Source organism: Chryseobacterium sp., assembly GCF_029240215.1.
Classification (GTDB): Bacteria; Bacteroidota; Bacteroidia; order Flavobacteriales; family Weeksellaceae; genus Chryseobacterium.
The window spans coordinates 16,359-31,062 of sequence record NZ_JARBTK010000003.1; the positions used below are offsets into that span (position 1 = coordinate 16,359).

Consider the following 14,704-nt stretch of genomic DNA (forward strand, 5'->3'; position numbering starts at 1 on the left):
AATTTAAAAACAATGAAAAATCTGATCATTAAAACAGCAATGGTAGCAATTTTCGCTACTGCAACCTATGCCAAAGCACAATTCGTAGTAACCGACCCTGCCAACCTGGCGTCAGGCATTTTGAACTCTGCCAATGAGATCGTGCAGACCTCATCAACGGTTTCCAACGTTATCAAGAACTTCAACGAGGTCAAGAAGGTCTATGAACAGGGAAAGGAGTATTATGACAAGTTGAAGGCTGTCAACAACCTGGTCAAAGATGCACGCAAGGTACAGCAGACCGTTCTGCTTGTCGGCGATGTTTCAGAGATCTACGTCAATAATTTTGGCAAGATGCTCAACGACCCCAACTTCAATGCCCAAGAACTGACGGCAATTGCCAACGGTTATTCAGCCTTGCTGAACGAAAGTACGGAGCTACTAAAAGAGCTGAAAAAGATCATCACAGCCAATGGGCTTTCGCTCAATGATAAGGAAAGAATGGACGTTATCGAACGTGTATATAAGGAGGTCAAAGAATATCATAATCTGGTGCGCTACTACACGAACAAGAATATTTCTGTAAGCTACTTAAGATCAAAAAAACAGAACAATACCCAAAGAGTGTTGGATCTATATGGTACTGCAAACCAAAAATACTGGTAAGATGGAACCTACTAATCTACACGAAGTACTTCGTTCGGTCTTTGATGAGATGATGCCATTGTGTGCCGATATGGCTGCCGTGGCAAAGGGTGTAGCCGGATTGGGCGCATTGTTCTATGTCGCCATCAAGGTCTGGCAGTCACTGAGCCGTGCCGAACCGATCGATCTGTTTCCTATGCTCAGACCCTTTGCCATTGGTATCTGCATAATGTTCTTTTCAACATTGGTACTGGGAAGTATCAATGGTGTTTTAAGTCCGATCGTTCAGGGAAGTCATTCGATGCTGGAAGATCAGGTGCTGGACATGAATGACCTGCAACAGAAAAAAGACCTTCTGGAACGGGAAGCGATGCTCAGAAATCCTGAGATGGCCTATCTGATCTCGGATGAGGAATTTGATAAAAAGTTGGAAGAGCTTGGATGGTCTCCGTCAGACCTGGTGACCATGTCCGGGATGTATATTGAAAGGGAGATGTTCGATATCAAGAAGCAGATCAGGGATGGATTCCGTGAGTTTCTGGAGATCCTTTTCCAGTCAGCAGCTTTGGTCATTGATACGATCAGAACGTTCTTTCTCATTGTACTTTCGATATTGGGTCCTATAGCTTTTGCCATCTCTGTATGGGATGGTTTCCAGACCACACTGACCCAATGGCTGACGAGATATATCAGTGTTTATTTGTGGTTGCCGGTTGCAGATATTTTCAGTTCAATCCTTGCAAAAATACAGTCGCTCATCCTGGAGCGGGATATTGAGATGCTGGCCGATCCGAACTTCATTCCTGATACTTCAAACACGGTTTACATCATCTATATGATCATCGGGATCATCGGATATTTTACGGTTCCAACCGTTACCGGATGGGTCATTCAGGCAGGAGGTGCCGGTAACTTTATGCGCAATGTCAACCAGACCGCCACAAAATCAGGAAATATTGCTGGAGCAGCAGCAGGAAGTGCAACAGGTAATATCTCAGGCAGATTATTAAAATAAAAATACGATCCAATGGAATTTAAAACTTTAAGAAATATAGAGAGCAGTTTCAAGCAGATCCGCTTATTCACATTTGTTTTTGCGGCGCTCTGCTTTGCCGTGGTGGGCGTTGTCGTTTTGAAGTCCTACCAATTCGCAGAGCAGCAACGTCAGAAGATCTATGTGCTCGACAACGGTAAATCGCTGATGGTGGCTCTGTCTCAGGATATGTCGATCAACAGGCCTGTCGAGGCCAGGGAGCATGTAAGGCGTTTTCACGAGCTGTTCTTTACAGTAGCGCCGGATAAAAATGCCATTGAAAGCAATGTTAAAAGAGCTTTCAATCTGGCAGACCAGTCTGCATTCGATTACTACAAAGACCTGCAGGAGAAAGGATATTACAACCGGATTATCTCAGGGAATATCCAGCAGAGGATAGAGGTTGACAGTGTTGTGGCAGATTTCAATAACTATCCTTACGCCGTAAAGACCTTTGCAAGGCAGTTCATTATTCGATCCAGCAATCTGACTATACGAAGTCTGATCACCAATTGTTCATTAGTGAATTCGGTGAGGTCAGACAGCAATCCCCAGGGATTTACGATTGAAAAATTCAATGTCCTTGAAAATAAAGATGTTGAAACTGTTGAACGTTAAAATTCAGAACAATGAAAAAAATTAGAGATAAAATAGAGCAGCATATTTTGCTTGCAGACAGAAAATGGAAAGTACTCCCAGCGAAACGCCAGAGGTTTTTCACCAAGCTGTTTTTTGCCGGTTATGCCACAATTACCTTACTGGTTCTTATTAGCATTTTTATTTCAACCGGAAATAAAACCAATACGATGTCGATCAGTCATATTACGACCATTTCAGATCATACTGCTATGAAAAGATCAGCAAAGGATAACAAAGTTGGTTCAACCATTAAAAAGCAGACCGATGAAAGATTCAAATAAAATCAAGATCACTGAAAGTGATTCACCCCACTTGGAGCCGGAATCACAAGGCCTTCAAAATTTACAGTGGGAGAGAATAAAGAAACCACTGATTTATTTACTGATGGCCGCTGTATGTGCCGGTTGCTTCTACCTCATCTTTAAGCCAAAGGACGACAAAGTTACTGCGGAATCAGGTTTTAATGCGGGTATACCACAGGCAAAGGACGATCAGTTGCAATCTGATAAACAGAAGGCCTACGAACAGCAGCTGCTAGAGCAAAAAAATGAAGAGAAGAGAAATGCGGTGACCACCTTATCAGATTACTGGACTGACCAAAACAACCTAAACCAAAATTCTGATCAGACGTCATTGACTGCTAATCCGAATAGTTTGTCACAATCTAATCCGAGTGCAGTTAACAGCTATCGCAATGCGCAGCAGACATTAGGTTCCTTCTACAGCAGGGATGATCAGGAAGTGAATAATCTCAGGAAAGAAATATCCAGATTAAAGAATGAAGCTTTGCAGAACAATGCTGTTCCTGCAGGTCTTGGGGTCAATGACCAGTTGGAGCTGATGGAAAGATCCTACCAACTGGCTGCTAAATACCTTCCCCAAAGTAATAAGCAGGAAGAATCTGTATCAAGAGAAGAGGATGTGAAGCAGCCTTCTGGTAATAAAGTACTGCTCACCGCAGTAAGACCAGCTCACTTAAATGTAGTCTCTTATTTAAACAGGGAGCCGTCAGATAGTTCATTTTTAGCGGGTCTGAATGATCGCAGGATGTTCGGAATCCAGGATGATGTGAAAAATACCGCACGGTCGAAAAATGCCACCAATGCGGTAGTTCATCAGACTGCGACCATGACGAATGAAAGTGCATTAACCATCAGACTTTCTGAAAATATGATCCTAGGACATACAGAAATTCCCGCCGGAACATTACTTAAAGCGATAGGCAAATTTCAGGGTGGGAGACTGCAATTGAAAATTTCGTCGATAGAATATCAGGGCAGCATTTATCCTGTAGAGATCAATATTCATGACAATGATGGTCAGCTCGGCTTATATATTCCGTACTCACCGGAACAAAATGCTATGACCGACATTGTGGGAAGCATGGGGCGAACTTCAGAGACCAACATTATGATGACGCAGTCGACAGGTCAGCAGATCGCGGCGGATTTAAGCAGAGGCGTGGTGCAGGGCCTGTCAGGTTATTTCCAGAAGCGGGTCAGACAACAAAAAGTAAAGGTAAAAGCTGGCCATCAGGTTCTGTTGGTGCCAAAAAAATAAGCAATTAAAAAACAATAAAATGAATAAAATAAAAAGCCATTATCTTTTGATGATCGTATTTCTCCTTTTGACAGAAAGGGCACTGGCGCAGGATTCCATATCAGTATATCTACCATTGGAAGAGGCAAGGTTGGAACCCTATAAAATGCAGGTCGCGTACAATAAAACCTCGCACCTGCTTTTTCCTTCGCCAATCCGCTATGTCGACCTGGGGAGTGACCTGCTGGTCGCGAATAAGTCGGAAGCTGTTGGAAATGTTCTCAGGATCAAATCAGCAGTCAGGGATTTTGAAGAAGAAACCAATTTTTCGGTGATCACCGAAGACGGAAAGTTCTACAGTTTCGATGTGTTTTACAGCTCATATCCTGATGCACTCAGCTATGACCTTTTTAAGATGCAAAGAAGCCAAGAGCATCAGTATGCTACGGATGTACTTTTTGAAGATCTTAACGGAAGTTCTTCCTCCCTGACAGCGCTCATCATGGAAAACCTGTACGGAAAGAGCAGAAGAACCATCAAGCACATTGCTTCCAGAAGCTATGGGGTTCAGTTTTCAGTCCGGGCATTGCATGTGAATGAAAGCAAATTCTATTTCACATTAGAGGTTAAGAACAGCAGTAATATAGCATTTGATATTGACCTCATCAATTTTAGGATTGTAGATAAAAAGAATCTGAAGAGAACGGTTGTTCAGGACAAGCTTTTAAAAGCGCTTCGCATCCATTTTCCGGTGAGGACAGCTGCTCACGATTCTGAAATATCCGGGGTTTATCTAATGGATCAGTTTACGCTGTTAAAAGACCAGGTCTTGGAGATCGAAGTTCTGGAAAAGAATGGAGGAAGACACCAGAAAGTGCAGCTTGACAATGCAGATCTGATCCAGGCAAGGCTGATCAGCAGTTTAAGCATAAAAACGAAATAAGATGAAAAAGATATTTTTAACCATTGTCTTAATGGCAATACCAGTTACGAAAACATTTGCCCAGCAAATGATCCCTGGGCAAAAGGGTTTTGAGCTGACCTATTCTGTATTTCCGGAATCTTCCGAAAAACAAAATTATGCTTTGGGAGCAGGTGTTATCTCTTACGCCAGAAATGGTAATTATTTCTTTGGACTTGCTGAATACAGCAGAAAGTATTACGAGTATGACCATTATGATATTCCGATAGATACTTTCTTGTTCAATGGAGGTTATAGTCTCCGTGTGTGGGGTGATCTGATGCGGAATGTCAATATCAATTTTGGTCTCGCTGGTGTGATAGGCTATGAGCAGGTCAATAAAGGTACTGAAATGCTTTACGACGGGTCGATCCTCAATTCCACCGGGAACTTTATTTACGGTGCAGGTGGTAAATTGTCTATAGAAAGTTATCTCACAGAACATTTGGTCTTCCTTGTCAATGGTCAGATACGCTATTTGCGGAATAGCCAACTCGATCAGTTTCAAACTTTGTTCGGTTTCGGATTGCGCTTTAATTTTTAAAAACCTTATACAATGAAAAATGTAATCGACAAAAATATCTTGCAACTATGTAAGTATGCACTGGCCATTATCTTAATCAGTTTTGTATTTGACTCTTGTCAGGACAGTGATCTGGAAATTCAGCAAAATTTTCCTTTTGAAGTCCAGATAATGCCTGTTCCTGGAAAGATAGCTAAAAATGAAACGATAGAGATCCGTATTGATCTCTTGACCCCATCAGATTTCAATGGAACCCAATACAATATTCGATATTTTCAATACGAGGGAAATGGTCAACTACAATACTTCAATGACCCTCCTTACTTACCCAATGATCAATATCATCTGCCTCAAAAGCAATTCAGGCTATACTACACATCCCAAGCCTCTGAATCCCATCAGTTCAGTATCTGGATCAAAGACAGTTTCGGAAATGAAAGAAGGGTAGATTTTGAATTTGACAATGTATCTTAAAATTTGTCTTTGATGTCTAGCGGCTTGGTTTAAACCAAGCCGTTTTTTATTAGGACATTCAAAGCAAAATCACGTCAATACTGGACGAGATAAAGTCTCATCCCAGTTATAAAGGAGATTGCAAATAAAAAATGAATTATTTGGGATCTAAAATAAAACTTTCAAGTTTCATCTACAATGTCATTTCAAATTCTGTAGAACAAAAACTGGTTGATTGTAGCTTTTGCGATCTGTTTGCAGGAACAGGCGTAATAGGAAACTATTTCCATGACAAAGTTAAAAGTATCATTTACAACGATAGGGAATATTACAGCTTTGTTATTAACAGTGCATTTTACAGTAAAGTATCAGATGAGAAATACCGCACAGTCCTATCTGAACTAAATCAGTTAGAAGGTTCTGATGGCTTTATCTTCCAGCAATATTCGGAATTAGGAGCAGCAGGACGACTCTATTTCTCAGCCGAAAACGGTAAAAAAATAGATGACATAAGGATGGATATTGAACGACGATTTAGAAGTTCTGAGATAGATCAGGATTTTTATATCCTTTTATGGCTACCTTGTTAAAAGCGGTTGATAAAATTGCTAACACCGCCTCGGTGTATTGCGCTTACCTAAAGACATTAAAAATATCCGCCACTAAAAATTTACAGTTGCTTCCTGTCAAAAAAACGTCACTATCACATCTTGACTATCAAATATTTAATCAGGACAGCAATAAATTAATTACCCAGTTGAAAGGTGATATCTTGTATTTGGATCCTCCTTACAATGGCAGAGAATATGGTTCGTATTACCACTTGTTGAATACAATAGCTTTATATGAAAATGATTTTGAACCTAAAGGAAAGGCTGGCTTAAGACCGTATAAAACATCAAAATTCTGTTTAAAATCAGAGGCTGAAAATGTAATGTTTGATCTTTTACAAAAATGCGATTTTCAGCATGTTTTCTTAAGCTACAATAATAAAGGATTTCTATCGCATCATACCATTGCGGAGATGATGCAAAGTATGGGGACTTACAGATATTCCAAATTAGACTACCAGCGATTTAAAAGTCAAAGCGGCAGCAGTAAACCAAGAACTACAGAATATCTTCATCATTTAACTAAATTTTAAAAATCTAGCGTACTGGCAATTGGTTTTATTGAAGAAATAAATTATTAGATATTGATCTGAATTAATTTCTCCAGTTCTTCACGATGGTCTTCACCCCACTGTGCAGTAAATTTGATAGCCGGAATTAATGATTTACCTAATTCAGTTAACTCATATTCAACTTTTAATGGCCGTTCGTTATAAATGGTTTTAGTTAAAATTCCGTGATCGACCAATTGTTTCAATTGTGTGTCCAAAACTCGTCTGGATGCTTTTGGCATTTTGCGTTGCAGCTCTCCGGGACGTTTTATGCCAGAATAAATACACCATATCAGGCTGATCTTCCATTTTCCATTGATGATCTCCATAAAAAGGTGCAGCCCGCAATCCAGTAAAACGGGTATCTTTTTCTTATACATTATCCATTATTATGATTCAAATGTAAGTAATAAAAAAATAATTCTGATACGGGTAAATTCAGCCGTACTTGCACGTTTTAGCTGCTACCTTTAATTTTGTAGACCAATATCAGTCATATGAAATATAATTTATTTGGAACAAAAACAGGGTTGTACGCCAGCGAAATTATCCTTGGTGCTGCTAGTTTTGGAACCCGTAGCGGTTATGGAGCACAGCCTACAAATGCTAAAGAAATATTAACTGCTTATGCAGATGCCGGCGGTAATTTTATAGATACATCTGATGCTTATCAATTAGGTGAATCAGAAGAGATTATAGGAGAATTTTTAAAGGGTCAACGCAGCAACTTTATTATTTGTACAAAATATACAAGAAGTAATGAACTTAATCCTTCTAAAGCTAATTTTGGTAATCATCGCAAGTCAATGCGACAGGCAGTAGAAGCTAGTCTCAAAAGATTGAAAACCGATTATATTGATATCTATATGCCGCATTACGATGATGGTATCACACCGATTGATGAAGTTGCAAGAGGTCTGGAAGATCTTGTAACCAGTGGCAAAGTGCTTTATACAGGATTGACAAATTTTCCTGCCTGGAAGGCATCGGCTATTGCATCTTCAGTAAAATTATCGGCAATACAGATCGAGTATAATTTGCTGAAACGTACTGCCGACAGAGAGTTCACTGCAATGGCTGAACATTTTGGTTTAGGTACGATGATGTATTCTCCATTAGCAGGAGGACAACTTACAGGTAAATACCGAAAAGGTGAGAAAGGAAGAATAAATCTTAATTCGAATGAAGATTATCAGGAAAATGAAACTACAGAAAAAATTATTAATAAACTTTTCGTGATTGCCAGTGAGCTTGAAGTTACTCCAGGACAAGTTGCTTTTGCCTGGGTTTTATCAAAAGGTGGATTTCCATTGGTTGGAGCTCGTACTATTGAACATTTTAACGATGCTTTAAAATCAACTGAAATAAAATTGTCTAATGATCATGTAAATGAGTTGAATATGCTCAGTGCGGTTCCTTTAGGCTATCCTCACGACCTTCTTAAGAATGTTAGAGGATTTTAATTTTTAAAAAAATCATTATCTTGGACTGTTCAAGCAGCCTGTATGTACTTAGAAAATGGTTAGTATAATCTTGTAGTGACAGCAAGCGCAACAAACAATTGACTTAATTAATAATTTAATAAACACTGAATCTACAAAAGCTCACAACTTTTATGATGCAGTGTATTTGTTAGGACTATCATAAGAGTTGATCCATACTTTTTGCGAAAAGACGTTTCCGACCAACGGAAGGAATTGTCTTTTCGCCCGATTTTGAAAATACACGACAATTTAAATATTGCCGTGTATTTTGCTATTAATATAAATTCATTTATAAATGACCTTCGTCGGCAAATGATAAATGATCGGTTGATGTCAGAATACAGTGATCCAGTAATTTAATGTTTAGGAATTCGGATGCACTTTTAATGCTCTGCGTAATTTTCAGATCATCGGCAGAAGGTTTCAAATTTCCGGAAGGATGATTATGTGCCAATATCACAGCTGATGCGTTACAAAGTAGTGCCGCCTGCATAATGATACGGACATCGACCACCGTAGAAGAAATTCCCGATTCAGAAATTTTTCTTATCCCTAAAACCTTGTGAGACTGATTGAGGTACAGGGCAAAAAAAGATTCTCTGTAGTCCATTTCATCACGGTCAAAGTGCTGGCGGAATACATCCACTGCGTCCCGCGAACTACTAACTAATTTTTCAGGATTTCCTTTTCTGGAATAACTTAATTTTATCTCGTTGACAATATTGAATTTCATAGGTGTTGCTCTTGTACGGCAGAGACTTGAATTTCCCGTACTTAACTTTTAAAATTTGTAGTTAATTCATGATTAAAGTTTCTGCGCCAGATCGGGCAAAATTTTCACACAGATCAAAAGCCTTTTGAGCCTTTAAGTGTGCAGTTCCTCCCAAAACGATGGACTGTAGTTTGGCTTCATTATCCTTATAATTTCTGACATTCTGAAAATATCCTGTAACAGCATTGTAAACGCCAAACAAAGTTCCTTTGGTTGTATCCATTTGCTGGCTTTCGCTGATCATTGCGTAGGCAAATGCATCATCAACGGTGTTTTTAAAAACTGTTGAAACGTCATCGAAATTTCCTTTCTGCAAATGGTTTAAAGTTTCTTTGTTGGGGCAGAGTGCCAACAGTATCAGTCTTTTCATCTCATCATTACCGACCTTTATTTTTGCCCAATGATTAAACGTGCTTTCCAATTCATTACTCAATTTATTCGCTAATCCCATGACCTTGTGTGCATCGTCCAAACGCTGTTTTGCTCCTGCGGTATGTCTGATCCACACCACATTGCTCATATTTTTTTAATGAAGCGTTTAAAGTGTTTTGACAGACAATGCGAACAGGGGTAAATGCGGCGGTGATGCTTCCGCTCCCATCATGGGAGGTGGTTAGGAAAATATATTTTTCTGTAATGTCGTCACCGTTTCCAACACGGATATAATCGGGTAATTTAGCCGTGATAAAAATCCGCTCACCATTTCCCAAAGCTCCTGCAGTCTCGTATAAGATTCCTTTTCCACCGCCTACAATAGAATCAAAAAATGAAAAGGCTTCACGGTTTTGTACGATATGGTACTCTTTTCCGACTACGCCTAAAACGGTGTTATTATCGGTGCGGATATTGGCAAAGTAGTTGGGAACTTCCAACTCTGAATCGATCATTTCTATCCCATTTCTCTTTTCGATAATGCCTGCACCTTTTGTAAATAGGGGAGACTTTTCGACCTCGTAGTCTAGTCCTGCAAATTTGATGGCTTCTTCACTTGTCGGGTAATCCTGTACGATCTGTCCCAAGTTATGCCATGCTTTTTCCTTTACGCTGAAAAATGAATATTTTCCTGTTCTGTTGTTAAAATTTAAATTATGTGCCATGATGTTGATATTTGATTGTTAGAAAATGGTATTTGATGATTTTAAAATGGTAGGTCATCATCCTTGTCACTGTCGTTGGATTTAGAATTAGAAATTTCCTTCTTATCTGTTTTGTTCGACTCAGTAGAGATGTTTTCGGTTCTTTTACCATTGCCGTGAACCCTGATCTGTGACGTATGGAAATTTAAACCTGCATGAGGTTGTCCGTCTTTCCCCAGCCATGCAGAGGTATAGGCTCTTCCGCTTAATTCTACCAATAAAAAGTCTGCAACTTTTGGAGAGATCCAATAGGCGCATTCAAAATAGGTGGTCTGTTCGAGTCGTTCGCCCTGTTTGTTGCGATAATTGTCATTCGTAGCAATTGAAAAATTAACTACCTGTTTTTCATTTGGCAAGTTGCGCACTTCCGCCTCCCTTGTCAGTCTTCCGATAATGTTCATAACCGTAGGTTTTTAAAGATTGTACATTTTGATTTGTTCTCAATCTTTTCTCCGACCCATCCCCTAAAAGCCTTTCAGGCTTCGCTGAATATTTTTCAAAAGAAAAACCGGAAAAAAGAAAGCAGATAATCTTAGCTGGCAAAGGGAAAAGCCAAAAGGAAACGGAATAATTGGAGGGTACCTTCAGGGAGGAAACCGTTTATGCCGTAGTCTTTTGGCTGGGTGAAGAAATGGATGACCGCTATACCTTAGCTGCCTTTTTAGTGGTTTTTTATGAAAAAATTAATGAATTCATTAAATCCAAATTGAATTTGATTTACAATTAAATGCATAGGTTATTTTCTTGAGATCTATTTTTGATTCTCCAGAGCAGATGGCTGCCAAATGGAGCCATCCAATTTGTTATACGTCAAAATTATAATTCAGAGATTATCTTAGTGGTTTGTACTAAAGAAATAATGTTAAATTTGTAATTATGCATTCATTATCATCCAATCTTTACAGCTCTGTCAAGCATTTAATTGAAAATGCAAAAAGTAAGATCGTCCGAAATATTAATATGACGATGATAATGACCTATTTTCAAATAGGTGAAATTATTGTTGAGGATGAACAAAGCGGAAGAGATAGAGCCGAATATTCAAAAGAGACGCTTAAAAATCTCAGTAAACAGCTTAGAGAAGAATTCGGAAGAGGATACTCGGTTGACAATCTTCAGTGGATGAGGAAATTTTATTTAATGTTCCAAAAGAGAATTTCTGATGAAATAAGCGAAGATTCCGGAAAATACGAAACACCGTCTCGTATTTCTTTGGAGAATTCAAATTATGAAACACCGTCTCGTAATTCTGTATTTACATTGTCATGGTCTCATTACATTCAGTTGATGAAAATTGAAAACGAAAATGAGAGAAATTTTTACGAAATAGAGGCCACTCAAAACAATTGGAGCGTCAGAGAACTTACCAGACAGTACAACTCAGCGATCTACGAAAGACTGGCTCTCAGCAAAGATAAGGAGGGGATAAAACAACTGACACAAAAAGGTCAAATCGTGGAAAAGCCGACCGACCTGCTCAAGAGTCATTATGTTCTGGAGTTCCTGGATTTGAAGCAGGATCACCGCTACTCTGAAAGTGATCTGGAAACAGAGATCATTAATAAGCTTGAGCATTTTATGTTGGAATTGGGCAAAGGTTTCTTATTTGAGGGAAGGCAGCGCAGGTTCACTTTTGAAGGTGATAGTTTTTTTGTTGATCTGGTTTTTTATAACCGATTGCTAAAATGCTTTGTGTTGTTTGATCTGAAGATCGGTAAATTAACCCATCAGGATATTGGACAAATGCAAATGTATGTCAACTATTACGACAGGAAAGTGAAGATAGAAGGAGAAAATCCGACGATTGGAATCATTCTCTGTAAGGAAGAAAACAAAACTGTGATTGAATTTACACTTCCAGAAAACAACAATACCATTTTTGCTAAAGAGTATAAGGCTATTCTTCCAAGTAAAGAAGAACTAAAAAAACAAATCGGATAACCATCACAAAAATCATAGTAGAAGTGTTATCAAAAATGCTTTTTATCCTTCAGGAAAAAAACAATTGAATTTGGAAGAATTATTACACCCAACTAGATTTTACTACGCAAAAAAATTAAATGATAAAAATAACTTCTATAACATTGTAAGTTCCGCAATTTTCTTTAAATCCTCTACAAAAGTGTTCGATAATTCCACCTCTGGGGTCAGTGTAGTATCAAAGGTACATACCATCATGATTACACATAATAGTACGTGCTTTTTAAGCTTCTTTCTCATTAGTCCCATGAGATCACACTAAAAAAACAGAATCTACTAGTATTCCGATCATCCAAAAATTGCTTCTGTCCTTAATTGCATATAATTACGGGATAACAAATTTTAAATTTTAGTCTATATATACATTTAGCGCCAATAGATGACCGTTGAAGCAACTTATAAAAAATAATTATTCTGCTTTTTAAATTACAATTATTGAGAACAAGTCCTCAATTCAAGTTTTATGAAGAAAGGTAAAGTAAAGAAGCAAGCAACAGCAAGACCGAAAATCGATCAATACATCCCATCTATTGAATTAAAAAAGATCCCGCCTGAAAAGGCTTTGGCAATATTGAAAAAAGCGGGCTATGAAATCGACAAGAATCAGTCAGAAGAGATCATGGAGTTTCTATATATTATTGTGAAATTAACGCTCAAAGAATATTTTTCATCTTACTGATTATTTGTATATTAGTACCATATTAGAATGATGAATTTCTACCAACGCAACCTTCTCCATGTTGCAAGCATTAAACAACTTTTTAACGAAATCGTCATTACAATGATTATAGCAGATCTATACATAAGAGTTTCCACTGATGAGCAGGCCGAAAAAGGCTATTCCCAAAGAGATCAGGATGAGAGATTGCGCAGATATTGTACAAATAATAATATTTCTATCAATAAAGTGATATACGAAGACCACTCAGCTAAAAGCTTTGAACGTCCCGAATGGAAAAAGTACCTTATAGAGATAAAGAAGAGAAATCATAAAAGTACACTTGTCCTGTTTACAAAATGGGATCGGTTTAGCCGTAATACTGGAGATGCTTACCAGATGATCAGTCTTCTCCATAAAAACCACATTATTCCCCAGGCGATCGAACAGCCTTTGGATATGTCTGTTCCAGAAAACAAGCTTATGCTAGCCATATACCTTTCTACCCCAGAAGTCGAAAATGACAGGAGGGCTTTGAATACATTCCATGGTATGAGGCGAGCAAAAAAGGAGGGGAGATTGATGGGAATAGCTCCTTACGGATATATAAATAGGAGTCATGAAGATGGTAAGAAGTATATTGGCATTAAGGAGCCAGAGGCTTCAAATATTATCTGGGCATTCACTGAGATCGCAAAAGGACATATTCCTGCTGACCATGTACGATTACAGATGAATAAAAGGGAAGGTGTATCAATGTCAAGAAGCGCTTTCGCAAAGGCCATGAGAAATCCAGTTTACTGTGGTAAGATCTACATTGAAGACTATAAGCAAGAGGAAGCTTACTACATTGAAGGGAAGCATGAGGCATTGATTAGTGAAAGGTTGTTTTATCAGGTTCAAAGGATCATGGACAAAAAAAGAAAAGTAGAGGGTCCGGGAGGAAGAGTATTAGGTAATGAGCGTTTTCCACTACGAGGCCTTTTGACCTGCCCAAGGTGTGGGAAAAATCTCACAGCAAGTGGTGCGAAAGGAAAATCTAAAACCTATTACTATTATCATTGTCATTACAAATGCGGATTCAGATTTGACTCTGACAGACTGAATGAACTTTTTGAGATGGAAATTTCAAAGCTGGAGTATAATCCTATCATCAAAGATCTTATGAAGAAGATACTTTTGGATAACTATAAACAATTCACTTATGATATCGAGGCTAAAAGAAAATCGATCTCAAAAGAAATCAACCTGCTGAATGAAAAGGTTGCCAGCGCAAGAGATAAATATCTTTTCGATAAACTAGATGAAGAAGATTACAAAGAGATTAAAAGACTCACAAAATTGCAAATTGAACAGTTGGAACAGGAGCTTCAGCAGATCGTATCGGAAAGCAAAGAACTTGACATCAAAACAAAAATAGAAAATGCACTCGATTCCATGGAAAACCTTGTAAACCTATACCAACAAGGCGATCTGTCAACAAAAAGGACGATAGGGTGTTTGATATTTCCCCAAAAAGTCGAATTTGACGGAAAAAGTTTTCAAACACCTAAAATGAATATTGTTGCCCAATGTATCTATCAGTATAACAATGGATTAGGAAATAAAAAAAACCGACATAAGAGAGTAAAAACTTCAAATGTCGGTCTTGTGACCTCGACAGGATTCAAACCTGTAACCTTCTGAGCCGTAATCAGATGCGCTATTCAGTTGCGCCACGAGGCCTTTTTTAAAGGTTTG

At 38.5% G+C, this 14,704-nt stretch carries 17 protein-coding genes, 1 tRNA gene and 1 pseudogene; 14 read left to right on the forward strand and 5 right to left on the reverse strand.

Features of this window, described 5'->3' with window-relative positions; genetic code table 11:
• Positions 1-12: 12 nt before the first annotated feature.
• The 10 genes from K0R77_RS07295 to K0R77_RS07340 all read left to right on the forward strand — a co-directional run bounded on the left by K0R77_RS07295 (position 13) and on the right by K0R77_RS07340 (position 6,916).
• Positions 13-645: a DUF4141 domain-containing protein gene (locus K0R77_RS07295; protein ID WP_300350511.1), complete on the forward strand. Its 633-nt coding sequence runs from the start codon at positions 13-15 to the stop codon at positions 643-645.
• A gap of 1 nt (position 646) precedes the next feature.
• Positions 647-1,639 carry a conjugative transposon protein TraJ gene (gene traJ, locus K0R77_RS07300; protein WP_300350514.1) on the forward strand — a complete coding sequence of 331 codons (993 nt, stop codon included), beginning with the start codon at positions 647-649 and terminating at the stop codon, positions 1,637-1,639.
• Positions 1,640-1,651: 12 nt separating this feature from the next.
• Positions 1,652-2,275 (forward strand): conjugative transposon protein TraK, encoded by a 624-nt coding sequence (gene traK, locus K0R77_RS07305; RefSeq protein ID WP_300350517.1) that lies wholly within the window; start codon positions 1,652-1,654, stop codon positions 2,273-2,275.
• Positions 2,276-2,286: 11 nt separating this feature from the next.
• Positions 2,287-2,577 carry a hypothetical protein gene (locus tag K0R77_RS07310; RefSeq protein ID WP_300350520.1) on the forward strand — a complete coding sequence of 97 codons (291 nt, stop codon included), beginning with the start codon at positions 2,287-2,289 and terminating at the stop codon, positions 2,575-2,577.
• Entirely contained in the window at positions 2,561-3,856 is a 1,296-nt protein-coding gene (traM, locus tag K0R77_RS07315) for a conjugative transposon protein TraM (RefSeq protein WP_300350523.1), read from the forward strand. The genes K0R77_RS07310 and traM overlap by 17 nt, the downstream gene beginning before the upstream one ends.
• 49 nt (positions 3,857-3,905) lie before the next feature.
• On the forward strand, positions 3,906-4,778 hold the full coding sequence (gene traN / locus K0R77_RS07320; RefSeq protein ID WP_300350526.1) for a conjugative transposon protein TraN: 873 nt from the start codon (positions 3,906-3,908) through the stop codon (positions 4,776-4,778).
• Between the two features lies 1 nt (position 4,779).
• A complete protein-coding gene (locus K0R77_RS07325; RefSeq protein WP_300350529.1) occupies positions 4,780-5,340 on the forward strand; it encodes a conjugal transfer protein TraO in 561 nt (186 codons plus the stop codon).
• 39 nt (positions 5,341-5,379) lie between these two features.
• Positions 5,380-5,793 carry a TraQ conjugal transfer family protein gene (locus K0R77_RS07330; RefSeq protein ID WP_300350532.1) on the forward strand — a complete coding sequence of 138 codons (414 nt, stop codon included), beginning with the start codon at positions 5,380-5,382 and terminating at the stop codon, positions 5,791-5,793.
• 131 nt (positions 5,794-5,924) lie between these two features.
• The gene (locus K0R77_RS07335; RefSeq protein ID WP_300350535.1) at positions 5,925-6,362 is read left to right on the forward strand and encodes a DNA adenine methylase; all 438 of its coding nucleotides are present in this window, start codon (positions 5,925-5,927) and stop codon (positions 6,360-6,362) included.
• Positions 6,347-6,916: a DNA adenine methylase gene (locus K0R77_RS07340; protein ID WP_300350537.1), complete on the forward strand. Its 570-nt coding sequence runs from the start codon at positions 6,347-6,349 to the stop codon at positions 6,914-6,916. Before K0R77_RS07335 ends, K0R77_RS07340 begins: the two co-directional genes overlap by 16 nt.
• Before the next feature lie 44 nt (positions 6,917-6,960).
• Here the strand turns inward: K0R77_RS07340 and K0R77_RS07345 are convergent, their stop codons facing one another.
• Positions 6,961-7,314, reverse strand: coding sequence for a helix-turn-helix domain-containing protein (locus K0R77_RS07345; RefSeq protein ID WP_300350540.1), 354 nt, complete (start codon positions 7,312-7,314; stop codon positions 6,961-6,963).
• 150 nt (positions 7,315-7,464) lie between these two features.
• On the opposite strand from K0R77_RS07345, the gene K0R77_RS07350 reads away from it, so the two are divergent.
• Entirely contained in the window at positions 7,465-8,397 is a 933-nt protein-coding gene (locus tag K0R77_RS07350) for an aldo/keto reductase (protein ID WP_300350543.1), read from the forward strand.
• Positions 8,398-8,707: 310 nt separating this feature from the next.
• Here K0R77_RS07350 and K0R77_RS07355 read toward each other — a convergent pair whose 3' ends face one another.
• From K0R77_RS07355 to K0R77_RS07365, 3 genes and pseudogenes are all read right to left on the reverse strand, one after another.
• Positions 8,708-9,151, reverse strand: coding sequence for a JAB domain-containing protein (locus K0R77_RS07355; protein ID WP_300350547.1), 444 nt, complete (start codon positions 9,149-9,151; stop codon positions 8,708-8,710).
• 61 nt (positions 9,152-9,212) lie between these two features.
• Positions 9,213-10,287, reverse strand: a pseudogene (locus tag K0R77_RS07360) (DUF932 domain-containing protein).
• A 41-nt stretch (positions 10,288-10,328) separates the two neighbouring features.
• Entirely contained in the window at positions 10,329-10,727 is a 399-nt protein-coding gene (locus K0R77_RS07365) for a single-stranded DNA-binding protein (RefSeq protein WP_300350549.1), read from the reverse strand.
• 475 nt (positions 10,728-11,202) lie between these two features.
• On the opposite strand from K0R77_RS07365, the gene K0R77_RS07370 reads away from it, so the two are divergent.
• The 3 genes from K0R77_RS07370 to K0R77_RS07380 all read left to right on the forward strand — a co-directional run bounded on the left by K0R77_RS07370 (position 11,203) and on the right by K0R77_RS07380 (position 14,650).
• The gene (locus tag K0R77_RS07370; protein WP_300350551.1) at positions 11,203-12,267 is read left to right on the forward strand and encodes a PDDEXK nuclease domain-containing protein; all 1,065 of its coding nucleotides are present in this window, start codon (positions 11,203-11,205) and stop codon (positions 12,265-12,267) included.
• A gap of 502 nt (positions 12,268-12,769) precedes the next feature.
• A complete protein-coding gene (locus K0R77_RS07375; protein ID WP_300350553.1) occupies positions 12,770-12,985 on the forward strand; it encodes a hypothetical protein in 216 nt (71 codons plus the stop codon).
• Between the two features lie 102 nt (positions 12,986-13,087).
• Positions 13,088-14,650, forward strand: coding sequence for a recombinase family protein (locus tag K0R77_RS07380; RefSeq protein WP_300350556.1), 1,563 nt, complete (start codon positions 13,088-13,090; stop codon positions 14,648-14,650).
• Here the strand turns inward: K0R77_RS07380 and K0R77_RS07385 are convergent.
• A tRNA-Arg gene (locus tag K0R77_RS07385) sits at positions 14,616-14,689 on the reverse strand. The two genes, K0R77_RS07380 and K0R77_RS07385, sit on opposite strands and share 35 nt — an antisense overlap.
• Positions 14,690-14,704: the final 15 nt, after the last annotated feature.